The 23,720-nt window shown below is 35.3% G+C and carries 20 protein-coding genes and 1 pseudogene; 10 read left to right on the top strand and 11 right to left on the bottom strand.

The features are described from left to right. Nucleotides 1-31: 31 nt before the first annotated feature. Both HW347_RS19630 and HW347_RS19625 read left to right on the top strand, forming a co-directional pair. Nucleotides 32-1,807 carry a 1-deoxy-D-xylulose-5-phosphate synthase gene (locus tag HW347_RS19630; RefSeq protein WP_214613431.1) on the top strand — a complete coding sequence of 592 codons (1,776 nt, stop codon included), beginning with the start codon at nt 32-34 and terminating at the stop codon, nt 1,805-1,807. Then, complete coding sequence (locus tag HW347_RS19625; RefSeq protein ID WP_317195332.1) at nt 1,800-2,936, top strand: DUF3078 domain-containing protein; 1,137 nt, start codon at nt 1,800-1,802, stop codon at nt 2,934-2,936. The genes HW347_RS19630 and HW347_RS19625 overlap by 8 nt, the downstream gene beginning before the upstream one ends. On the opposite strand, the gene dgt is transcribed toward HW347_RS19625, so the two are convergent. Further along, a complete protein-coding gene (gene dgt / locus HW347_RS19620) occupies nt 2,933-4,276 on the bottom strand; it encodes a dGTP triphosphohydrolase (protein ID WP_214613430.1) in 1,344 nt (447 codons plus the stop codon). The two genes, HW347_RS19625 and dgt, sit on opposite strands and share 4 nt — an antisense overlap. A gap of 159 nt (nt 4,277-4,435) precedes the next feature. On the opposite strand from dgt, the gene HW347_RS19615 reads away from it, so the two are divergent. After that, on the top strand, nt 4,436-4,828 hold the full coding sequence (locus tag HW347_RS19615; RefSeq protein ID WP_214613429.1) for a carboxypeptidase-like regulatory domain-containing protein: 393 nt from the start codon (nt 4,436-4,438) through the stop codon (nt 4,826-4,828). 77 nt (nt 4,829-4,905) lie between these two features. On the opposite strand, the gene HW347_RS19610 is transcribed toward HW347_RS19615, so the two are convergent. Then, nucleotides 4,906-5,265, bottom strand: a complete 360-nt coding sequence (locus HW347_RS19610) for a toxin-antitoxin system YwqK family antitoxin (protein ID WP_214613428.1) — start codon at nt 5,263-5,265, stop codon at nt 4,906-4,908. 498 nt (nt 5,266-5,763) lie between these two features. Between HW347_RS19610 and HW347_RS19605 the strand changes: the two genes are divergently transcribed. The 5 genes from HW347_RS19605 (at nt 5,764) to HW347_RS19585 (ending at nt 12,331) form a co-directional block, all read left to right on the top strand. Then, entirely contained in the window at nt 5,764-6,960 is a 1,197-nt protein-coding gene (locus HW347_RS19605) for a porin (RefSeq protein ID WP_214613427.1), read from the top strand. Nucleotides 6,961-7,035: 75 nt separating this feature from the next. Beyond that, nucleotides 7,036-9,339, top strand: a complete 2,304-nt coding sequence (locus HW347_RS19600) for an inorganic phosphate transporter (RefSeq protein WP_214613426.1) — start codon at nt 7,036-7,038, stop codon at nt 9,337-9,339. 250 nt (nt 9,340-9,589) lie between these two features. Further along, nucleotides 9,590-10,543, top strand: a complete 954-nt coding sequence (locus HW347_RS19595) for a CAP domain-containing protein (protein WP_214613425.1) — start codon at nt 9,590-9,592, stop codon at nt 10,541-10,543. Between the two features lie 111 nt (nt 10,544-10,654). Continuing rightward, the gene (locus tag HW347_RS19590) at nt 10,655-11,068 is read left to right on the top strand and encodes a hypothetical protein (protein ID WP_214613424.1); all 414 of its coding nucleotides are present in this window, start codon (nt 10,655-10,657) and stop codon (nt 11,066-11,068) included. A gap of 192 nt (nt 11,069-11,260) precedes the next feature. After that, nucleotides 11,261-12,331: an amidohydrolase family protein gene (locus tag HW347_RS19585; RefSeq protein ID WP_214613423.1), complete on the top strand. Its 1,071-nt coding sequence runs from the start codon at nt 11,261-11,263 to the stop codon at nt 12,329-12,331. Nucleotide 12,332: 1 nt separating this feature from the next. On the opposite strand, the gene nadD is transcribed toward HW347_RS19585, so the two are convergent. Genes nadD through HW347_RS19570 form a run of 3 tightly spaced genes read right to left on the bottom strand, consistent with a single transcriptional unit; the run spans nt 12,333 to nt 14,417 of the window. Then, nucleotides 12,333-12,917, bottom strand: coding sequence for a nicotinate (nicotinamide) nucleotide adenylyltransferase (nadD, locus tag HW347_RS19580; RefSeq protein ID WP_214613422.1), 585 nt, complete (start codon nt 12,915-12,917; stop codon nt 12,333-12,335). A gap of 31 nt (nt 12,918-12,948) precedes the next feature. Then, nucleotides 12,949-13,533, bottom strand: a complete 585-nt coding sequence (gene gmk, locus HW347_RS19575; RefSeq protein ID WP_155595144.1) for a guanylate kinase — start codon at nt 13,531-13,533, stop codon at nt 12,949-12,951. A 26-nt stretch (nt 13,534-13,559) separates the two neighbouring features. Then, nucleotides 13,560-14,417 (bottom strand): YicC/YloC family endoribonuclease, encoded by an 858-nt coding sequence (locus HW347_RS19570; RefSeq protein WP_214613421.1) that lies wholly within the window; start codon nt 14,415-14,417, stop codon nt 13,560-13,562. Between the two features lie 187 nt (nt 14,418-14,604). Here HW347_RS19570 and HW347_RS19565 point away from each other — a divergent pair, with 187 nt between their 5' ends. Beyond that, nucleotides 14,605-17,637, top strand: coding sequence for a lantibiotic dehydratase (locus HW347_RS19565; RefSeq protein WP_214613420.1), 3,033 nt, complete (start codon nt 14,605-14,607; stop codon nt 17,635-17,637). Nucleotides 17,638-17,682: 45 nt separating this feature from the next. On the opposite strand, the gene HW347_RS19560 is transcribed toward HW347_RS19565, so the two are convergent. The 4 genes from HW347_RS19560 to HW347_RS19545 form a co-directional block, all read right to left on the bottom strand. Then, nucleotides 17,683-18,063 carry a hypothetical protein gene (locus HW347_RS19560; protein ID WP_214613419.1) on the bottom strand — a complete coding sequence of 127 codons (381 nt, stop codon included), beginning with the start codon at nt 18,061-18,063 and terminating at the stop codon, nt 17,683-17,685. 196 nt (nt 18,064-18,259) lie between these two features. After that, nucleotides 18,260-20,416, bottom strand: coding sequence for a peptidase domain-containing ABC transporter (locus HW347_RS19555; RefSeq protein WP_214613418.1), 2,157 nt, complete (start codon nt 20,414-20,416; stop codon nt 18,260-18,262). Between the two features lie 21 nt (nt 20,417-20,437). Next, nucleotides 20,438-21,514 carry an HlyD family secretion protein gene (locus HW347_RS19550; protein WP_214613417.1) on the bottom strand — a complete coding sequence of 359 codons (1,077 nt, stop codon included), beginning with the start codon at nt 21,512-21,514 and terminating at the stop codon, nt 20,438-20,440. 28 nt (nt 21,515-21,542) lie between these two features. After that, nucleotides 21,543-22,115, bottom strand: coding sequence for a hypothetical protein (locus tag HW347_RS19545; RefSeq protein ID WP_214613416.1), 573 nt, complete (start codon nt 22,113-22,115; stop codon nt 21,543-21,545). Between the two features lie 202 nt (nt 22,116-22,317). Here HW347_RS19545 and HW347_RS19540 point away from each other — a divergent pair. Next, nucleotides 22,318-22,578, top strand: a pseudogene (locus HW347_RS19540) (integrase core domain-containing protein); the annotation flags it as partial. Between the two features lie 359 nt (nt 22,579-22,937). Here the strand turns inward: HW347_RS19540 and HW347_RS19535 are convergent. Next, nucleotides 22,938-23,081 (bottom strand): hypothetical protein, encoded by a 144-nt coding sequence (locus tag HW347_RS19535; RefSeq protein WP_214613415.1) that lies wholly within the window; start codon nt 23,079-23,081, stop codon nt 22,938-22,940. 264 nt (nt 23,082-23,345) lie between these two features. Continuing rightward, nucleotides 23,346-23,486: a hypothetical protein gene (locus HW347_RS19530; RefSeq protein ID WP_214613414.1), complete on the bottom strand. Its 141-nt coding sequence runs from the start codon at nt 23,484-23,486 to the stop codon at nt 23,346-23,348. Between the last annotated feature and the right edge of the window lie 234 nt (nt 23,487-23,720).

Below are 23,720 nucleotides of genomic sequence, written 5' to 3'. Positions count from 1 at the left end.
AACACGTATTTTTGCAACTTACACCTCTAATTTGGAATCACTTTTAAATTATATCACTTACCCAGAAGATTTACGCAAGCTGTCAGTGGACCAACTTCCGCAACTTGCGAAAGAATTAAGGGAATTTATAATTGATATTGTTGCGACCAAAGAGGGGCATTTAGGCGCTAGCCTTGGAGTTGTTGAACTCACCATTGCCTTACATTATGTATTTAATACGCCCGATGATAAACTTATATGGGATGTTGGCCATCAAGCCTACGGGCATAAAATATTAACGGGGAGAAAAGAAATTTTTGATACTAATCGCCAATTAGGAGGTATTAGTGGATTTCCAAAACGAAGTGAGAGCAGTTACGATGCTTTTGGAACGGGACATAGTTCTACTTCTATTTCTGCAATTTTAGGTATGGCTATGGCCGCTCAATTAAACGGTAAAAACAACCGGCAACACATTGCCGTAATTGGTGATGCCTCTATAGCCAGCGGTATGGCTTTTGAAGCCCTTAATCACCTTGGTTCTACCAATTCTAATGTGTTAGTCATCCTAAACGACAATGCCATTGGCATAGACCCAAGTGTAGGAGCTTTGAAAAAATACTTGACCAATGTAAAAAAAGGTATCGCAAAAGATGAGAACATATTTGAGTGCCTTAACTTTCATTATACCGGTCCTATAGAGGGGCATGATCTTAATGCACTTGTAAATGAACTAGACCATTTAAAGCTGGTAGCCGGACCAAAATTACTGCATGTTATTACTACCAAGGGGAAAGGCTTGAAAAAAGCCGAAGAAAACCAAGTGACATACCACGCGCCAGGTAAATTTGATAAACTCACGGGTGAACTTCAAAAGAAACCGGTTGTAGCTAACGAACCTCAAAAGTACCAAGATGTATTTGGGCATACGTTGGTAGAACTGGCTGAAAAAAACAAAAATATTGTTGGCATAACCCCGGCTATGCCCACTGGAAGCTCTTTAAAGTACATGATGGAGCAAATACCCGATAGGGCTTTTGATGTTGGCATTGCGGAGCAGCATGCCGTAACTTTAGCTGCAGGTATGGCAACCGAAGGTCTGGTACCATTTTGTACTATTTACTCCACTTTTCTGCAGCGTGCCTATGACCAGGTTATACATGATGTGGCTATCCAGAACTTACCCGTCATTTTTTGTTTAGATAGAGCTGGTATTGTTGGTCAAGATGGGGCAACCCATCATGGTGTTTATGATATTGCCTTTTTGAGGTGCGTACCCAACCTATATATTTTTGCACCTATGAATGAAACGGGACTTCGTAACATGATGTATACTGCGCAGTTGGGCTTAAATCATCCCATAGCCATAAGATATCCGCGAGGTAGGGGCGTTCAAGAAAAATGGCAGACTCCTTTTGAAAAAATCGAAATTGGAAAAGGCAGAGAATTGAAAAAAGGTTCTGAAATTGCTATATTGACTATTGGCCATATTGGGAATACCGTTTCAAATGTTATAGAAGAAATTACAGAAAAAGAGAAAATTGGCCATTATGATATGCAGTTTGTAAAACCGTTGGATAAAAATCTACTTATAGATATATTTAAATGCTATAAACACATAATTACTGTTGAAGATGGTAGCAAAATGGGTGGTTTTGGGTCTACAATCCTAGAATTAGCCAATGAACTAGGGCGTACTCAAAAAATACATGTTTTAGGTATTGACGATATTTTTTTAGAACATGGTACCGTAGAACAATTACACGAACAAGCCAAAATTGACCACTTAAGTATAAAAGAACATATAAAAATGCTATTAAATGAATAACTCCCCAATAACATCATGTCTATTTATTCTATTTTTTAGCTTCTGCCTATCTTCTGTTTTTGGCCAAAACCAAGATTCATTACCACCTGGAAGAGAAATGGAAATTGATACCATGGTGGTAGATACTACCATAGTAGAAACTGTAGTAATTAGAAAAACACAGGAGAAAATAAAATTTGTTCCCCGTAGTGTAGATTTAATGAATCCTGTTATTTCATTTAATCGTACCAATGCTTTAGACGAGAAACCTAACCGATTCAAGATTCCTTCCTTTTGGACAACGGTAAATAAACTTGGCGCAAACTTTAGTGAAGTAGCTTTCGTAAACTGGAACGCGGGTGGTAACAACTCCATATCAGCTCTTGGGAACGCTCGATTTGAAAGAAATTATAAATTCCGATACATACAATGGGATAACTATATGGAGATGCGTTACGGCCTTAACGTACAGGACGAGCAGAAATTAAGAAAAACAGATGATGCTATCCGTTTTAGTTCCACTTTTGGCCTTCAACGAGACACTATTAGCAACTGGTATTATTCGGCGAAAGCCAACTTCAATACTCAGTTTTCCAATGGTTATAAATATCCTGATAGGTCATCGCCCATTTCACGTTTTATGGCTCCAGGGTATTCATTTTTGGGAGCTGGAACATCTTATATTACCAAAGACCAAAAATTCAATCTATATATTTCACCCATTACTCAAAAAGCAACCTTTGTTCTAGATGAAGAGTTAGCCAATAAAGGTTCTTTTGGTGTTAAAAAAGCCGTTTTGGATGCAGATGGAAATGTGCTCGAAAAAGGTGAACAAATTTTTCTAGAATTTGGGTTTTTAGTAACGAATCAGTATGAGAAAGAGGTTTACAAAAATATGCTCCTAAAGCATCGTTTAAGCCTTTACACAGATTACCTTCAAAAGTTTGGAAACATTGATGTTGACTGGGAACTTAATTTTGATTTAAAAGTCAACAAATACGTGGTAACAACCATTGGCACTCATATTATTTATGATGATGACATTCTATTTGACGAACAAACAGATGCTAATGGCATTGTGCTAGATGCTGGTAGGCCACGTATACAATTTAAACAGCTACTAGGTGTTGGCGTATCCTATGTATTTTAAAGCTGCTTACCCATGATTTTATTATGAATATGCACTGCAGCACTATCTGAAAGGCTTGCAACATAGCAACAGGTATTCAATAAAATATGATATACAGAATCATCCGTATCTCTATAGAACTCAGGAAGTGTTTTTAGCATTAAAGCATCATAATTAGAGGCTCTATTTTCTTTTTTACGGATAAGGGCATTCGTATATACGTCTAATATATCCGAAATTATTTTATAGCCCGCAATCTCTTTTTCGATAACTTCTTGAGAGCGGTATATCTTTTCAACACTTAAAGAAATGATATCTTCAATCTGAGCTTTAAATGCACTTTGGTCCAGCAAACTGGTTTGAAAAGTACCATTCAGTATTTTATCTTCATTTTCAATAAAGACAGAAATTGCATCGCTTATCAAAGTATTAATGGCAAGAGCTCGTAAATAACTAAGCCTATCTTCCTTATATTTTAAGGAATTATACTTTTTGGTATTTATGCTGTCCTTAACTAATTTTATAAGGTATTCCAGAGCGTAATCTTCAGAGATAAGACCAAGGTTAATACCATCTTCAAAATCTATTATAGTATAACAAATATCATCTGCAGCCTCTACTAGAAATGTTAGAGGATGTCTTGCAAAAGAAATGTCTTCTCCATCTCTGGTTTGCAAAAGACCCAAATCTGCTGCCACATTTTTAAAAGCTTCTTTATCTGGTTGAAAAAAACCAAATTTCTTATCAGCTATATGCTTTGTTGCTTTTTTAGGTAAGGACTCTTTTGGATATTTCATAAAGGCACCCAGTGTAGCGTAGCTTAAGCGCAAGCCACCCGTAACTCCTTCTCGCGATTGAGATAACAATCGAAACCCATTAGCGTTCCCTTCAAAATCTACAATATCCTGAAATTCCTTTCCAGTCAAAACGGACTGGTATTTCTTACCATTACCGGTAATGAAGTATTCGCCAATAGCCTTTTCTCCACTATGACCAAAAGGCGGGTTACCTATGTCATGTGCTAAAGCAGCTGCGGCAACAATAGCACCAAAATCATTAAATTTGTAACCGTATATTTCACTTAAAAAAGGGTGTTTCTCAAGAATTTTCTTTCCTGCAATACGCCCAAGACTCCTTCCTACTACGGAAACTTCCAAACTATGTGTTAAACGAGTATGAACAAAATCTGTTTTTGACAGCGGTATAACCTGGGTCTTATCTTGTAAACTTCTAAAAGCACTAGAAAAAATGATACGATCATAATCTACTTCAAAACCTAGCCTTGTTTCATCTTGTTCCTTTCGTAGTCTTTTGTGCGTATCGCCTTGGCGCTTAAGAGACAATAAATTTTCCCAGTTCATAAGAGTTTTTTAAGACCTGCAAGGTACATTTTTTCAATTTCAATCTACTTTTCAAACTAAAAGAACGCACCGTTATTTAACCTTAAGAAAATCCACACTTAAACTTCAGATAACTATAATTTAACACACTAGCTTTTTCTTTGCATTAAATAATAAACAATGAAAAAGACATTATTCTTTCTTGCTTTTATATGTACATTAAATCTTTTTGCTCAAGAACAAGGAGCTATTAGAGGTACTATTTTTGACATGGAGATGAACAATGAGCCTTTGCTTTTTGCAGAGGTGCAGATCAAGGATACAAAATTTAAGACACAGACCAACTTTCGTGGAAATTTTGAAATCTCAAATGTTGAACCAGGAGACTACATACTTAAGGTTACTTTTTTAGGTTATGAATCCTTTGAGGTTCCTGTAGAGATTGTAGCTTCTAATACTTTAGAAATTACGCAGGGGTTAAAGGCTAAGACACTAAGCCTGTCAGATATGTCTTTTGCAGATGAAAACACATTACAAAATTCTGAAAGTGCAATTACCAGCATTGAACGATAATCGTTTCCTAAATATTCATAAAACAAAAAGGGAGTTTCCACAATGTGAAAACTCCCTTTTTCTATTCAATAAAATTGTTAGTTCTTAGAAACGACTGCTGATTTCTTCTGCTTCTCAATAACATTTGCAATAACATTGTTATCAAACTCTACTTCCTTTACAGTACCATCATTGTAGAAAAACCATTTTCCAGTTCTAACACCTTTATTGTAATTTCCTTTTGATACTTTTTCCCCGACTTCATCAAAGCTAATCCACTCGCCATGTAATTTCCCTGCTAAATCAAAAGTTCCTGTTTGACTTACCTCTCCATTATCATGAAAATAAGTAGCTTCTACTAAATTTGTTTCTTTATTTAATTTTACTTCCTTTTCTTTTTGAGCATACCCTACTGTCATTGTTAATGCAAGGGCGAAAAGTATGATTGAATTCTTCATGTTGTTGATTTTAAAATAACTCTGTACCTATTTACTGTTATCAAAGATACATTAATTTACGTTAAAAACATCTGTACTTAACATTAAATTTACATTGAAAATATTAAACTCTAATTATCAACATGTTACAAATAACCATTATTCAAAAAATTAAAGATAAATTAATATTTACATTACCATAAGATGACATCCGTGATCGACCTTAGCGGTTGTCTAAAAGACAAATTTGATTTCATTATACTTATTAGTTTTTGTCGACTAGTTTTTTTGAAATCCCAAAAGCTACCTTCTTCAAGGTAGCTTTTTTTATGTTTTAATTAAAGTTTTTAGGAGCATTATTTTTGGCTAACTAATCCAAGTGAATATCTGTAAATCAGATTTTTACACGCGACTCATCTTATTGATAAATAGCAATTTCTTCTTTTAGAAATAACGTTAACAAAACATTAACTTAACATTGGTGTTGGTTATTTACTACCGACAAAAACTAATACCTAAATGAAATTAAAATGTTTAGCCCTCGGGCTACTTTTGAGTTTTTCGTGTATCTCCTATGCTCAAGAAACAAACGCACCAGCCTTTGGGAAAGGACTTTTTAACCTAGTAGGGAAAGATAGTACTTGGAGCATGAAAATTGGCACTCGTATGCAATTTCTAACAATTGCATCATGGGGTGAAGGCGAAGACGGAGGACTTGTAGACCCTCGGCAAAATTTTTCTATTAGACGTGCCCGTTTAAAATTTAACGGTTTTGCGTTTTCTCCAAAATTGAAATACAAATTTGAATTTGGTCTTTCAAACCGTGATCTTTCAGGAGCTTCTGAATTCACAAGTAACGCCCCCAGATATATTCTGGATGGCGTTATAATGTGGAATTTCTATAAAAACTTTGAGTTTTGGATGGGACAAACCAAATTACCCGGAAATATTGAACGAGTAATTTCTTCTGGAAATCTGCAACAAGTAGATCGTTCTCTCCTAAATAGCAGATTCACTATAGATAGGGACCAAGGTGTTCAACTAAGACATAAATTCAACTTAACAGACAAATTTTTAATTAAAGAAAAACTAGCCATTTCTCAAGGAGAAGGCAGAAACATTACAACAGGAAATCTTGGTGGTCTACAACACACTGCTCGCTTGGAACTTTTCCCATTTGGAGATTTTTCTGCGTACAGCGGAGCTGACCTAAAAAGAGTAGAAATACCAAAATTAATGTTAGCAGCTACATTTGACTTTAATAACAACGCGGTTAAGAATAGAAGTAACCAAGGCTCATATATGGTTAATGACATTGGCTTTCACGAAACAGACATTAAAACTATTTATGTTGATGCCATGTTTAAATATAATGGATTCTCCTTTATGGCCGAATACGCCAACAGAACCGCAGGAGATCCACTTGCCAAAAACTCTGATGGATCATTAACTGGTGACGAAGTACAGGTAGGGAATGGATTAAACCTTCAAACAGGGTATTTGTTTTCTACCAACTGGGAGGTTTCAGGACGGTTCACCACCATTGATTTAGATAAAGATATAACAGGAAAGAGCCTTGAGACTCAATATACCTTGGGCGTTTCAAAATATTTAGCCGGTCATAAGTTAAAGGTTCAATCAGATTTGAGTTACCTTAACCTAGATGGAGGAACAAACCGATTAATGGGCCGTCTACAAGTGGACATTCATTTCTAAGTAAAACATAACCTTTAGATAACATTATAGCTCTAATTACAATAGATATTTGCAAACTTATTTATATCATAAATTATGGATAACATTTACTTTATAATGATAATCGCTCTTGCTGTTTTAGCAATTGCGGATTTGGTTGTTGGGGTCAGTAATGATGCAGTAAACTTCCTGAACTCAGCCATAGGTTCAAAAGCAATTTCTTTTCGAACCATTATGATTGTGGCAAGTTTAGGTATTGGTTTTGGTGCCATTTTTTCTAGTGGTATGATGGAGGTTGCTCGAAAGGGTATTTTTAACCCAAGTGAATTTTACTTTAATGAAATCATGTTCATTTTTATGGCGGTAATGATTACCGATATACTTCTACTTGATTTCTTTAATACCCTAGGTATGCCCACCTCAACCACAGTTTCCATAGTTTTCGAACTTTTGGGTGCTGCAGTAGCAATGGCCTTAATAAAAATTGGTGCTGATAATGGAAATTTTAGCGATGTTGTTAATTATATCAATACATCAAAAGCTACTGAAATAATATTCGGTATTCTCCTGTCGGTCGTCGTGGCATTTTCCATAGGAGCATTAGTCCAATGGGTCTCCCGATTGTTATTATCATATCATTTTGAAAGAAAAGCGAATTGGGTAGGAGCCCTTTTTGGAGGTGTAGCACTTTCTGCTATCACTTATTTCATTTTGATGAAAGGTATTAAAGGAACGGCATTCGCTGGTGAAGATTTTGAGCTTATTGGCAATGGTACTATTAAAGACTTTCTTGAAACCCAGTGGGTTGGTATTGCAGCAGCAAATTTTGTGATTTGGTCCTTTCTTTCTTATATCTTAATGACTTTTGCAAAAGTTAACATTTATAAGTTAATTATTGGTATGGGAACGTTTGCCTTGGCTCTAGCCTTTGCAGGTAACGATTTAGTGAATTTCGTTGGGGTTCCGATTGCCGCATGGCAATCTTATGAAGCTTGGGTAGCATCAGGTATTCCTGCAACAGAATTCAGTATGGGCATTTTGGCCGCAAAAGTACCTACGCCTACACTACTTTTATTTTTTGCCGGTATTGTTATGATTGTGACCTTATGGTTTTCTAGCAAGGCAAAAGCAGTAGTAAAAACATCACTAGATCTATCAAGTCAAGAAGCTACTAAAGAGCGTTTTCAACCTAACTTTCTATCTCGTGGTTTGGTAAGGTCTGCAATTGCTATTTCAGAAGTAACTATGGCTTTGATTCCTAAATCAATGCAAAGCAGTATTGAGAAGCAATTTGAAAAACCGACCATCGCTTTAACAAAAAACAAAGTACATGAGCTTCCTGCTTTTGATATGGTTCGAGCTGCAGTAAACTTAATGGTTGCCGGTATTTTAATATCGATTGCTACTTCATACAAACTTCCCTTATCTACAACATATGTAACTTTTATGGTGGCAATGGGTACTTCATTGGCAGATAGAGCGTGGGGAGCAGAAAGTGCTGTATACAGAGTAGCTGGTGTACTAAATGTTATTGGTGGCTGGTTTGGTACTGCAATTATTGCCTTTATAGCGGCAGGTACTATTTTAGCGATAATTAGTTTTGGTCAAGGTGCTGCAATTGCAATTCTATTATTTGTTGCAGTTTTACTTTTGTCAAGAAACTATATCTCGCACAAAAAGAAAGCTAAAGAGACCAAAGCCGAAGACACTTTAAATAAAGCCGAAAGCAGTTCAATTCAAGGTGTTATTGAAGAAAGTGCAAGTAACATTGCCAATGTTCTTAAAAGAACTAACAAGATATATACCAATTCAATTAATGGTCTTGCAGTTCAAGATTCAAGTCTATTGAAAAAGAACAAAAAACAAGGCGCGAAGCTTTCTGACGAAATTGATGATTTACGAGATAATATTTTCTATTTCATAAAGAATCTTGATGAAAACAGTGTAGGTGCAAGTAATTTCTACATTACAATTCTAGGACATTTGACAGACATTGCGCAGTCTTTAGAATATATTGGCAAGGTTAGCCATAAGCACGTAAACAACAATCATAAGAAATTAAAGTACAATCAAATAAAAGAGCTTAAGCAAATAGACCAAAAACTAGATGAAGTTTTGAATCTTACGCAAACAGCTTTTGACGAAAGATCATTTGAGCAAATTGGTCTTGTTTTAAGTAAAAAACAGGAGTTATTTGATATGGTTCAAGAAAAAATACAGACGCAAGTAGCTAGAACCCGTACTGAAGAATCAAGCCCTAAAAATACCACCTTGTACTTCTCATTATTGTTAGAAACCAAAGATTTGACAACAGCAATAATGAACTTATTAGAGCAGTATTATAATGAGCATGATGATTCTGTTGCTCCAGCGACAATAGATTCGCCTGACGCAGAATAATCAATTTCTTTTAAGTAATAATTATAAGTACCTCATCATAGTAAAGTCAACTATGATGAGGTACTTTTTTTATGCATGACATTTTTTTTCTTCGTGATATTTACGACTAGCTCACAAATTCCAACATATAGATTTGGCATTTACTGTATTTCATAATAACATGTCGCTTTAGTGCTACTGGCACTTCATCGAAAAAAAATACCTTTCTAAAGATTTAGGCGTTAGTAAAAGATACCCAAATCTTTATCTAATGCGCTTTATAAACTACGTAGCACCCGCAGTGTGCTGTTTTGCCTTATTCTTATCATGCAGTAAAGAGAGTAGCTCATCCCTTCAGGAAGAAGAGGAAGAGCTAACTACCAATCTAGATCTTGGTGCAAGAGATGCAGCCAAACAGCTATATGAAGATTATTATTTAGCATCTAGTAACACAAACTCTGATGTAGCTTGGTCCGGTAATGAACAGACCTGTGAACCTGGTACTGTTCCCGAACTCATTAGAAATAAAATTTTGATGCGATTGCAGTATTTCCGTAAAGCGGTAGGCTTAAACAATACTATTGAAGAAGAAGCTACAAAAAGCGCCAAATCACAGCAGGCAGCACTTATGATGCATGCAAATGGAACCTTGAACCATTTTCCTCCCGACACATGGAAATGCTTTACAAATGAAGGAAAAGAAGCCGCAGCTAATTCATTATTAACATCAACAAAAAATTCGGCCTCTATAGATTCGTATATGCGTGACCAGGGTAGTGAAAACTATCCCGTAGGTCATAGAAGGTGGTTATTATGGCCTAGACTTCAAGAAATTGGTATAGGCAATACCAGTCAGTATAATGCCCTTTGGGTACTAGGAAATCCTGGGAGTGCACCGGCAGATGCACCGGAATTTGTTGCATGGCCGCCAGCAGGATATCTACCTGCAAGACTAGCCTACCCAAGATGGTCTTTCTCCATCGCTAACGCAGATTTCTCCGAAACTAAAATTTCAATGAAAACTGAGAATGGAAATTCCGTTTCTTTACAAATAGAGGAACTTACAGCTATCTACGGAGACAACACTATTGTGTGGCAACCTGAAATAAATTCAAATAGCTTAACCGAGGATACCTCATATACTATCTCCATAGATAATGTTCTTGTTAATTCAGAACCTCAGCAATTTCAATACAACGTAACTCTTTTTGACCCAACCAAATAGGATAAGGATAGCTATTCATCAGTCTATATATAAATAATTCTTTTTGTTGCTTTTATAACAATCTGCTGGTTTTCATAAGTTTAAATTGTATCTTAACCACTAAGATATGCTATGGAAACACCGTTACCCACAACGTCTAAATTACTGACAGAGGAAGATTTTGGATTTGCTAAATTTTGGTTTTATCCTAACTTCTTAGTTGGTGAATTTGCCGACGGTGCTGATGTAAGCAAAGAGGATTCTATTGGACCTATTACGTCTATCAAGCGCGTATATGGGGCAACCATACCTTTTATATATATTTCAAATAGAAAAAATTCTTACTCAATGGACCCAATGGGTTATAAGGAAATAGTAGATATGTTCCCTAACCTTATGGGCATGGCCATTGTTTCTGAAAATAAATATAGGCGTATGATAGCAACACTAGAAAAAATGTTTATAAAAAAACCAATCGGTGTATTTCATGAGCTAGATGAAGCTTTTGAATGGGCCACACAAAACATACAACAGTTAGATAAATAGCCTTTTCGTTCCTTATTTTTTATACCCTACAGTGCTTGCCTCCAAATCTAGCGCCTCAAATAACTCCTACTTAAACATTGAATCTTCCCCCAATTAAACTAATTGGTTAATTTCGCTTCTGAAAGACCGTAGCTTTTTATGCCCTTTCTGCACGTGAAATATGCACAAATATATCTTTTAAAACTTCCGGACATGAGAAAACAATTACCACCTCTTCTACTCCTCCTATTGCTTACCACTTGTTTATTTGCGCAAGAGAACCTACTTCTAAAAGATTATAGACCTCAAAGCATTTACAACACCCCAAAAACCCTGGTTAAAAGAGCTAAATATCCAGTAATAGACTTTCACTCACACCCAGATGCCAAGTCCGAACAAGAATTGGAAGAATGGGTTGCCACTATGAAAGAGAACAATATTGAGAAATCGATAATCCTCACGTACTCAACAGGCCAACAATTTGATAGTATTTATGATATGTATTCCAAATACGGTGACCAAATTGAGGTTTGGTGTGGTTTTGATTACACAGAATACAATGAAAAAGGTTGGTCAAAAAAAGCAGTAAAAGAACTTGAAAGATGTTTTGCCAAAGGCGCAAGAGGTGTAGGTGAATTAGGAGATAAAGGTTTAGGACTTTTCTACTCAAAACCATCTATAGCGCCTGGTCTTCATTTGGACGACCCTCGTTTACAACCACTTTTAGAAAAGTGTGGCGAATTAGGCATGCCTATAAGCGTCCACCTTGCTGACCCTTATTGGATGTACTTGCCCATGGATGAAAAGAACGATGGACTTATGAATGCCTATACTTGGAAATTAGACACATCAAAAGAAGGTGTTCTTACCCATGAAGAATTGCTTACCACCTTATCAAACGCAGTCAGAAATAATAAGGAGACCACCTTTATAGCATGCCACTTAGCGAATACCAGTCACGACCTAGCTATTTTAGGCAAACTACTGGATGAACACCCTAATTTATATGCTGATATATCTGCTCGTTACGCAGAGGTTGCACCGGTCCCTAGACGCACCAAGGCTTTCTTTAACAAATATAAAGACCGGTTGGTATATGGAACCGATATGGGTATGGAAGCCGATATGTACCAAACTACTTTCAGAATCCTTGAAAGTGCAGACGAACATTTCTATGCTTGGAATTATTTCTCATACCATTGGCCTCTTAATGGACTGGATTTAGGCGATGAGACTTTGAAAAAGATATACCACGAGAATGGCAGAAGATTATTAGAACGATAGTCTATCTATAAAAATTCATTTCATCCATATACTGCCAAACCGAATCAGGAAGCAACGGTCTAATATTTTTACCTTCCTTGTGATTTTTACGGATGAAGGTGGAAGAGATTTCCATTATGGGAGCATCTACCTTATGAATCTTAGCATGCCCCTTAAACTGGTGCTCAATTTCACCTACTGAAATTCTTGGGTATACATAAAGATTGTAATCGCTTAAAATGACCTCGTAGTTCTTCCACTTATGGAAACCCTTAAGATTATCCTCACCCATGATTAGCGCAAAATCATGTGCGTTACCATATTTTTCACGCAAGTGAATTAATGTATTTACCGTATAGTTTGGCTGCGGTAAGCCAAATTCTATTTTGCTGGGTTTAAGTTTAGGATAGTATTTAGTAGCCTCATACACCATCTGATATCTATGATTGTCGGCCAGTAAGGTCTTTTTAGTTTTAAATGGACTTTGAGGCGTGACTACAAACCAAACCTCATCTAGATTGGAGAATTCTACCATATGGTTCGCGATGACCAAATGCCCTATATGTATAGGGTTGAACGTACCAAAATAGAGACCTACCTTTTTCATGCGTTAAAACAAATGTGATTATCCCTGCGGACTATTCTTTCCTTTTAGCACCAACGAATTCCGCTACTAAAGTATGGGCTTCATCCAAAGCAGTATCAAGATCATAGTTTTTTATCACCTTATCAAATTGAGGCGCTGTTGCTAACTCTACGGATGCTTTTGCAATACGCATATTGATTTTATCTTCGCTTTCGGTACTACGTTTCTTAAGTCGTATTTTCAACTCATCAACACTTGGAGGCTTTACAAAAACAGCCAAGGTCTTATCCGGGAACTTTCGTTTAATACGCAGACCACCCGCTACATCAATATCAAAAATCACGTTTTTACCTTCAGACCAAAGTCGTTCTATTTCAGTTTTTAAAGTACCGTAAAAATTATCGCGGTATACCTCTTCCCATTCTAGAAAATCATCTTGTTTAATGTGATTTTTGAACGCGGAAATAGACATGAAATAATAATGCTCTCCCTGTTTTTCTTTAGCTCTTCTAGGTCTTGAAGTAGCAGACACAGAGAATGCAAGGTTTAGCTCCTCTTGCTTTAGGAGATGACGTACTATAGTTGTCTTACCACTTCCAGAGGGTGCCGAAAATATAATTAGTTTGCCGCCTTTCATGAGTTCGTTTAGTTTGGTTGAATACGTTAGAGCACATTAAGCATTTGCTCTTTTATTTTTTCAAGTTCGTCTTTCATCTGTACAACCAATTGCTGCATTGGCGCATAATTGGCTTTAGATCCTATTGTATTGATCTCACGGCCAATTTCCTGGGCAATAAAAGCAAGTTTTTTACCATTGGAATCATCGGATTCTAACGTACTAGTAAAATAACCGAGGTGGTTAGCCAAACGAACTTTTTCTTCAGTAATATCATACTTCTCTAGGTAGTAGATAAGTTCTTGTTCAAAACGATTGGCATCAACATCTGCCTTAAGGTCGCTAACGGCTTTGTTCAATCGTTCGCGAACGTCTGACTGACGGTCGGGATCCATTGTTTTCACTTGCTCCAACAAGCTCTGTAAATTCTGAATGCGGTCAATAAAGTCTCTTTCAAGTACTTCACCTTCTTCTGAACGAAACGTATTAATCTCTTTCAAAGCCTCTGTAAGTGCAAGCTTTATAGACTCATACTCGGTCTCATCAATGTCTTCTCGTGCCGTTTTTAAAGAATCCGGCATTCTAAGAGCCATATCTAGCAACTTAATATCATCGCCATCAGCAATATTCTTTAATTGCTTCATGTAGTTCTTCACCGCTGACTCGTTTACCTCTGTAGAAGTTTCACCGCTGGTCAATTCTAAATATAAACCAAAATCAACCTTACCACGCATTAAAGAACTAGCGATAGTCTTACGAAGTTCCAATTCTTTTTCACGATATGCGGAAGGCATACGTGCGTTTAAATCTAGACTTTTACTGTTTAGGGATTTGAGCTCTACGGTAATCTTTTTTGTCGGAAGCTGTATAACGTACTTGCCGAAACCGGTCATGGACTGAATCATAAATTGCTATGAATTTTGGCAAAGGTAGTTAAATTTGAAACTTCTTAATACTTCATCGACTTCATGTTGTATTCCAATTTCACTTTTACCCTTTCAAACTCTTTCTAATAATACAGAAGTGTTAAAAATTCTGTTGCGTTTTAAACACATATAAATTACTTTAACAGCCCTCATATCGAACACACATATGCAAAATATTTCTTTTCTTAAAAAAGTTTTACTCAGAACACCACTAGAATCTACTGAAAATCAAATCACTGAAGTTAAAATTCGGAAGAAATTAGTAGACCCAAAAATACAGGAAGCACTTTTTATTGCTTCCCCAAATTTCCAAAGCTTACTTAATGACGAGCTTACAGAGAAACAATTGATAACTCTTTACAAATATTACTCAAGATTCAGCAATAGATGTACCCCTTTTGGATTATTTGCCTCAGTTGGCCTTGTTGACATTTCTGATAATACCAATTTGGAATTAAACAAAACTACTCTTGAGAAAAATATTAGATATGATATGCTTTTTTTGGGATTGATAAATGACCAAATCAATTCTGAAGCAGACATAAGGAATAAGTTACGCTACTACCCTAACAACTCCTTGTACCAAATATTAGATAATTTTAGATATGTTGAATTCTATTATGCCAACAATAAAAGGTTTCACAGATTAGCAGAAGTAGCATTTAACGAGTATTTAGATAAAATATTAATAGCTGCCAAAAATGGAATAACAGTTAATGAATTGTGCAAACAATTAACCGATGACTCTATCTCATTTGAAGAAGCCGAAGATTTTGTTTTAAGTATCATAGATGCGCAATTTTTGGTTAGTGAGCTAGATGTAACTCTTACCGGTAACGACTATCTAGATTCTTTAATTGAAATTTTTGGAGAACCTCGTTTTAATTTTCCAAAAGGTAAATCTGTTAGAAGTAATCTTACATTTTTAAAGCAAGGGTTAAAAAATCTTCAGAAGTCATCAACAACTATCCCCAATTACTTAGAGTTATTCCAAAAAATAAAAACACTAGTAAGTGTAGATACTCTTGAGCTGAACAGATTATTTCAAATTGATACTTACAAACCTTTATCAGGCAACACTTTAAATAACAATACATTAAAAACACTTCAAAATGGCATACATGCTCTAAATAAGCTAAGTAGCCATCATGAAAATGCAAAATTAAAAAACTTTAAATCCGAATATATACGCCGTTACGGCCACGAAATGATGCCTCTTTCTGGCACATTAGACCCAGATGCAGGTATAAATTACATGAATATTTCAGGAGCAAAAACTCCCCTATTAAACACAATTCATTTAACAAAAAATACTGCAAAGAACAAAGTCATAAACTATGGTGAACGCGAAGATTTTTTACTAAAAAAAATTTTCGACTCTTACCAAACTAACTCCACCTCAATTGAAATAAAACCAAAAGAACTTAATTCTTTTGAAGAGGATAGTCAGATATATCCTGATAGTTTTTCAGTTCTTTTTAGTCTTTTTAGAGAAGCTGAACAAGAAAAAATTGAGCTAAAATCAGTTTCAGGTCCGTCTGCTAACAATCTAATTGGCCGTTTTGGTTATTTACATGATGACATTTTAAGTATCTCAAAAGAAATTTGTGAACTTGAACAAAGAAATCATCCCAATAAATTAATTGCAGAAATCATTCACTTACCTGAGGCCAGAACAGGAAATATTCTTCATCGAAAGTTTCAACGTGAGTATGAAATTCCATATCTGGCAAAATCTTCATTACCTGAAGAAAACCAAATCTATTTAACTGATTTGTATATAACAATAAAACATGACAAGGTTATACTATACTCTAAAAAGCATAAGAAAGAGGTGATTCCAAGATTAGGAAATGCCCATAATTATTCTTTTATGGCGTTACCCATATATAATTTCCTTTGCGATATACAAAATCAGTACAGCTCCGGTTTTGCTTTCGATTGGGGAGAAATGGCGGCGTCATTTCCTTTTTTGCCAAGGTTAGAGTATAAAAACTGTATTCTATCAAAAGCACAGTGGAATATAAGCAAGGAAGATATAGATGCTCTACTATCCAACAAACGACCTTCAGAAGATGATGTGAGAAATTTTGTCAGAAATAAAAAACTACCCAACCTAGTTGTTTTTGTTGAAGGAGACAACGAGGTTGTTATTAATTTTAAAATAAAACTAAGTTGTTCTGTATTTCTCTCTTTAATTAAAAATAAAAGGAGGGTAATTCTACAAGAATATTTAATGGCCGATACATCTGCTACAAAAGGCTATGCAAATGAATTCATTGCATTTGGCAGTAAAGATGAAATATCAAGCTCTCCCGTTGCTGCTACAGACTTTACCCCGGCAAAAGAATTTCCTCCAAAATCTGATTGGCTTTACTTTAAATTCTACTGTGGTCCATCTGTGGCAGAGCAGGTTTTAAAAGATGCTATAATTCCGTTAGTAGAAAAATTAAAAAAAGATAAGGTTTGCGAAAAATGGTTCTTTATACGCTATAATGATACAGAAGGCCACCATTTAAGACTTCGGTTCAAAATTCCAAAAAACAAAGAAATTCATAAAGTTTTTAGTCTAGTACAGAAACAAATAAAGGTTTTCACAGATTCAAAGACAGTGTGGAAAGTTCAAACAGAATCTTATCATCCAGAATTCGAGCGCTACGGTCTTGAAATAATGTCAGAGACGGAAACTGTATTTCAGAATGACAGCGATTGTACTTTAGCCTTTTTGAATATGATAGAAGGTGATGAAGGAGAAAAAATACGTTGGGTTTTCTCTCTTTTATCAATAGACAATTATCTTGATGATTTTCAACTTAATGACGCTCAAAAATTAGCTATTATGAAAAGCCTAAAAGATGGCTTTGGTAGTGAATTCAAGAAAGACAAATTTGTAAACAAAAAAGTCAACGCCGTTTATAAAGAAAATGAAAAAGATATTTGCGAAATACTAGAGCTTTCTAACAAAAACCACCGGTTCTACCCATTAGTTGAGTTGGTCAAAGAACGGTCGGCACAAAATGAAAAAGTGCTTCCGCGCATTATTGAATATATTAAAACGAATAAAGGGATAAATCATCAAATTGTGGGAAGCCACATTCACATGTTATGTAATCGTTTGTTTATAACCAAGCAACGTGAACAAGAAGCAATTGTCTATGACTTTCTTTACCAATACTATAAAAGGAAGAGTTATAGATAAGTTTTAAGTTAACGCATAGTTGTTTTCATCTATGCGTTAGCCCAATTAACTAGCCTGATCGTATTGCACCAAAGTACATACCTTACAAGCTTCTTCCTTCTCTTGTGCATACCATCTGCAAGTAGGCCTAATACTGCAATCCTGCAGCCCTTTTTCTCTTTTCTTTTCCTCTATTTTTTCAAGGATACCACCAATTAATGTGCACTTATGACCATTCCATTGACCGCATGCTTTAGTAGCACAGGTATTGGTTAACCTAACGGTCTTCATTTTTTTATCTCCAAACCTCTCTAATTCCTTACGTATATCTTCGTCTATTGGAACAGGTTCCGGTAAAATTTCCATTCGGTTGGTTTCTTCGTTGAACACCCCTAACAATTTACTATTTGGCATTGGAGGAGAACTAGGACAATCAAATTTTTTCATGATTCTATTTTTTAGAATTAACAATTAGAAGGTTTTAAACTACAGCTCTAAGAATTCATCATCGTGGTCTTGAAAAAATTCATGAAGATCGTCCCATATTGGGTTGCCTTCCTCTCCTGGCAATAAGTACGCGTTGTCAAATTCGGTTTCATTTTTCATGATTCTGGGTTTTTAAGGTTATTTAACTCATTTTATATTATTCAATTACTAAAGTTTGCTTGTTCCATAGATCGGCATATTTCCCATCTTTATTTTTAAGCAACTCATTATGTGAGCCTTGCTCTATTAATTTTCCTTTCTCAAGTACAAAAATCTCATCGGCAAAAGCTACTGTGCTTAACCTATGCGCAATAATGATTAATGTTTTTCCTTGGTTTTTTAGTGCTCTCAGAGTTCCTTGTACCATTTGTTCTGAAATAGTATCCAAAGAAGCTGTTGCTTCATCTAATACCAAAACCTCGGGCTCCTTATAAAGTGCTCTGGCAATTGCAATACGTTGTCTCTGGCCACCTGATAACATTGCCCCGTTTTCACCTAAATGCGTTTCAAAACCATTAGGTAAGGTTTGAATGAATTCTGTTATGCCCAATTTCTGGCTTATACTAATTACTTTTTTGATGTCCGGCTCATAGTCACCTAGTGCAATATTATCGATTACGTTACCAGAGAAAAGGTCAACTTTTTGGGGAACCACTGCAACTAAGTCACGTAAACTTTTAGGGGTGATTTGAGCAATATCATAGTCACCCATGGTAATCTTTCCTCCTTTAATAGGGTATAGATTTTGAAGCAAAGAAATTAAGGTTGTTTTACCTGAACCACTCTCACCTACAATTGCTGATACCTTTCCTTTTTTAAACGTCATACTAAAGTCTTCAAATACATCTACACGTGTACCGTAACTAAAATCAATATTACGTAATGCTATATCCCCAATATCTTCTGCGGTAATATCCATTTTATTCTCCACCGCTTCCCTTTCTAGGTCCATGATTTCAAAGAGACGATCAGAAGCAATCATAGCATTCTGTATGGTCTTGTTCATATCTACAATAGAAGTGAAAGGCCCCGTAAAATAACCTATCAAGGCATAAAAGGAGAGAAGTTCTCCTGGCGTAATTTCTTGTTCTATAACAAAATAAGACCCAGACCATAATAAGACTATAGTAAATAACCTTGATAAAAACTCAGTAGAATTTCCACTAAAAATAGAATTCAATCCAGATGAATATATAGACTTCAACAACTTGGTAAACCTAGTCTCCGTCTTAAAGTTTGCAAAATCTTCTACTCCAAATTGCTTGATGGTTTTTACGGCATTAAGCGATTCTACCAACTGGGACTCTAAATCGGCTGCATTTTCCATTAATTTACGCTCAATCTTCTTGTTGAGGTGATCCATCAAAAAGTATATTCCCAAATAAAGTGGAATAATCATGGTGATAATCAACGCCAATTTCCAGTAATAGGAATACATTAATGCGAAAGAAAATATTACAATAAAAATGTTTACAAATAGGGTAATGGAAGCATCGTTTACAAAAGCCCTAATCTTAACGGCATCGCCAATTCTTGAGGTTATTTCACCAACCTTCATCGTATCAAAAAAGCGTTGCGGCAACTTCAGTAGATGCTTGTAATAGCCCAGAATAAGCTGAGAATCTATTTTCTGACCCGTACGAAGAACAAAAATCTTCTGTACACTCCCTATGAATATTTGGAAAACCAATAAAAGTATCATTATAATACTCATAAGGTTTAATAGATTGGTATTACCATCCACCAACACATAATCCGTAATTTTTTCAATGTAAATAGACGTAGATAACCCTAATAAAGTATAAATAACAGCTCCGAACAACGCCTCAAAAAGAATAGATTTATGAGGATTAACCAATGTCCAAAAACGGGACAACATACTCACTTTCTCATCTCTAGCCTCAAAATTATTGTTCGGTTGCATAAGTACCAAAACACCTGTCCATGTTTTTTCCCAGTCATCAAGGGTATATTTCTCCATTTTACCTCGGCCAGGATCCATTACCTCTACATATTTATCGGTCACTTTATAAATAACTACAAAATGATGTAGATTTTCGTTTACGATAATATGGGCTATTGCTGGTAATGGTATATTAGGCAGAGCATCTAAGGCTCCTCTTACCCCCTTTGCATCAAAACCTAAGGTTTCTGCCCCTTTAATAAGACCCAAGACATTTGTTCCTCTCTTATCGGTATGTGCCATTTGCCGTATGCGGGCAATAGGTATTTTTAAATTATAGTATGAAGATATAGATGCCAGACAAGCCGCCCCACAATCTCTAATATCGTGCTGTTTTACTTTTATGCTCATTCTTTTGATCTTAGAGGGTTATTAATTTCGTTTCGGGTTCATCCAATCGTCTACGCCATCGTACAATAATTGAAATATGGTTCTTTCAGTAAGCTTAAACCTTGCGGTAAGGGTCATTCCTTTTTTGATTTCTCCTTTATAACCGTTCTTTAGCTCAAGATAGCTTTGATTTATACTACTTAAAACCCTGAAATAGGACATTTGATCGCTAATGGTAATGTTCCGGTCAATCTGAATGACCTTTCCTGTAGCTAAACCCCATTGGTTATAGTTGTAGGCATCCATCTGTAGCTTCACATCTTGGTCTTCTTTTATAAAACCAATATCTTTTGGCAAGACATAAGATTCTATTACAAGATTATCATCAGGAGATATTTCTGTTATTTGTTGCCCTGCCGACAAGAAACTCTGTTCTCGTAAACCGCTATAATTCATCACCGTACCATTTATAGGTGCAATGATGGCATACTTTTCTTTTTCTTCAAGGATTTGCTGTTTTTCAGAAGTCGTATTGGTTATTAGGTCTTCCAGACTTCGGTTCTCTGCTTGCCAAGAGCTAATTTGTTGATTTCTAAAACTGTTTAGTGAAGCTTTGGCATTAACCCAACTACTATTATAATTATCGAACTCAACTGCCGCAATCACCCCAGTTTCAAAAAGTTCTTTATACCGTAGATATACCGTTTCAGCTTGGCCCACCTTTAATCGTAGTTCTCGTAATTGTTCTTGAAAGCTAATAAACTGTTTTTGGTAAATCCCAGTTTCTAATTGGCTAAATTTTGTTACCTGACCCGTAGCCAATTTTTGTAAATCGGATAGCTGAGACAAATAATTTTCGAGTAGCTCTTCTTTTAAACGATTTTGAAGATTAAGGTTATCGCTTTCTACCAATAGTAAGGTATCACCTCTTTTTACCACTTGATTATTCTCAAGATCTATAAAAGTAATTCTACCACTAACTACTGAAACCAATTGGGTATTTTCACCGGAACTTCGTACTACAGAACGGCTCTGGGTGGTCACGTTAACTTTGATAAAAAAGCTAGCGATAAAAACCAGCACTAAAAATGCCAGGGTACTTACATATGTAATACGCATAGTTTATTTGTTTTAATTAAGCTTGGTCTTAGGCCGCTTTGGCGCTAACTGTATAATTTAAGAAATCTCTGAATTGCTGGGGCATAATTGCATCTTCCATTGAAGTAACCTCCATTTCAGAAATCACTTTTTGACCATTAATTCTAAGAATAGTTTTACAATAGGAAAGTGTTTCATTTTCAGCCAACTCTAATTCAAAAAGTCGTTCATTACTCTCGGACAAATTTTGCGTATAATTTACTGTGCTCCTTAATCGATCATCAACACAAATTGCTACTTCGCCTGTTAATTCCAAAGAAGAATTAATACAATTATTGGCTATATAATATGATTGTTCTCTAAATAATGAAGAATCTTTACATATTTTATCAAGCCAGACCTCACCCAGTTCATCTTTTAAGGGCTTTAATTTTGCCATTGCATCAGGAATAGCAATCAGTTTTCTTTCTTGCTCATCTACTACGTAAGACTTTGCTATTTCTTTCAAAAAAAGTATTTTCCGTTTCTGATTAACAACAGTTACAGAAAAGTCTTTTTCCAAATATGCATTCAACTCGATTTGTTGATTATTTAAATTAATGCTCTTTTTAATTAAAATCATAAGAATAGTTTTTTAGTGATTAATTAGTGGGTACTTCCTTTCATTCATTTTTTATTATGGTAAATTAAAGACATTCATTCAGTATCGAACAAATGAAATCACCCCGTATTTATAAAAATGGGGTGATCTGAAGTACTTTCGCATTCACAAAAAAAATAAAGCTACTAATGATTCAATTAATAGAATTTATTATGAAACTATAAACAATGTAGGACTTGACTTCTCAAGACCTGGAAAACCTACCGATAACCCATTTATCGAAAGCTTCAATGGTTCGTTCAGGGACGAATGCTTGAATGCCAATTGGTTCTTTTCTTTGGAAGATGCACAGAAAAAGTTCGATATTTGGAGGGAAGATTATAATGGATTTAGACCGCACAGCTCGTTGGGGAACATGTCCCCCAACGAGTATATCGAAAAGAATGAAAATAGCCCGGATTTTCTAGTTATGACCAGTACCTAAATATGGGAGGAGGTCAACTGTTCAAAAATTGTTTCTTTAAATCTTCCATAAGAAAACTGTGTAAATATAAAATAGGCGGGTTTTAAAACCCGCCTATTTTATATTTACACAGTTTATTGGACACTACCACAGTAAAACTGGGAATAGATAACTATCGCCATTCCCTGTTTTTAATTACTTCAAAGTGTATATCATATACAATGCTCATCTTCTAAAAGTTATTAAACTTAGAGCAATTGTAATCAAATACTTCATCTAGCATCAACGTATCCTAGATATAGACCTAAGAAAATAATTACGGCCATAATCATCATAACGAAGTTTCTTTTATTTTTTTTACTCATAATATAAAATTTCAATTAACTTCGAGCATCGGTATATCCTGCCATGAGAGCAAATCCGCACAAAGCAATTAAAATGCTGATTCCGAAATCGCCACCGTTGATATTTCGTGCATCTTGCTGGTCTATTGTTCTTAGTTTGTTTTCGTTATAGGTTTCCATAATATTTGTTTTAAAGTTTATCTATAATTATTTTAATTTTTTGACTAACAACTACCCAAAAGATAACCGATTTGATAAACAGGAAAGAATATTATGCCCATAACATGATTGTATTTCCCCCCATCTATTTCCATTTTCTCCTCGATTGTTAATTCGCTAACTGTTAAATTGATTAATTTCATAATTTTGATTTTTATATTGGTTGATTATTTATTCTTTTACCTTTGAAATTTATTATCTCTCTTTAAATTTGACAATAGCCTTTTATCTGGCGTCGCGATATCCTGCCATAAGTGCAAATCCGCACACAACAATTAAAATGCTGATTCCGAAATCGCCACCGTTGATATTTCGTGCATCTTGCTGATCTATTGTTCTTAGTTTGTTTTCGTTATAGGTTTCCATAATGTTTGTTTTAAAGTTTATCTATAATTATTTTAATTTTTTGACTAACAACTACCCAAAAGATAACCGATTTGATAAACAGGAAAGAATATTATGCCCATAACCATGTTGTATTTCCCCCCATCTATTTCCATTTTCTCCTCGATTGTTAATTCGCTAACTGTTAAATTGATTAATTTCATAATTTTGATTTTTATATTGGTTGATTATTTATTCTTTTTACCTTTGAAATTT

Source organism: Zobellia barbeyronii (genome assembly GCF_018603515.1).
Lineage (GTDB): Bacteria > Bacteroidota > Bacteroidia > Flavobacteriales > Flavobacteriaceae > Zobellia > Zobellia barbeyronii.
This window is presented reverse-complemented; position numbering and strand designations above follow the sequence as displayed.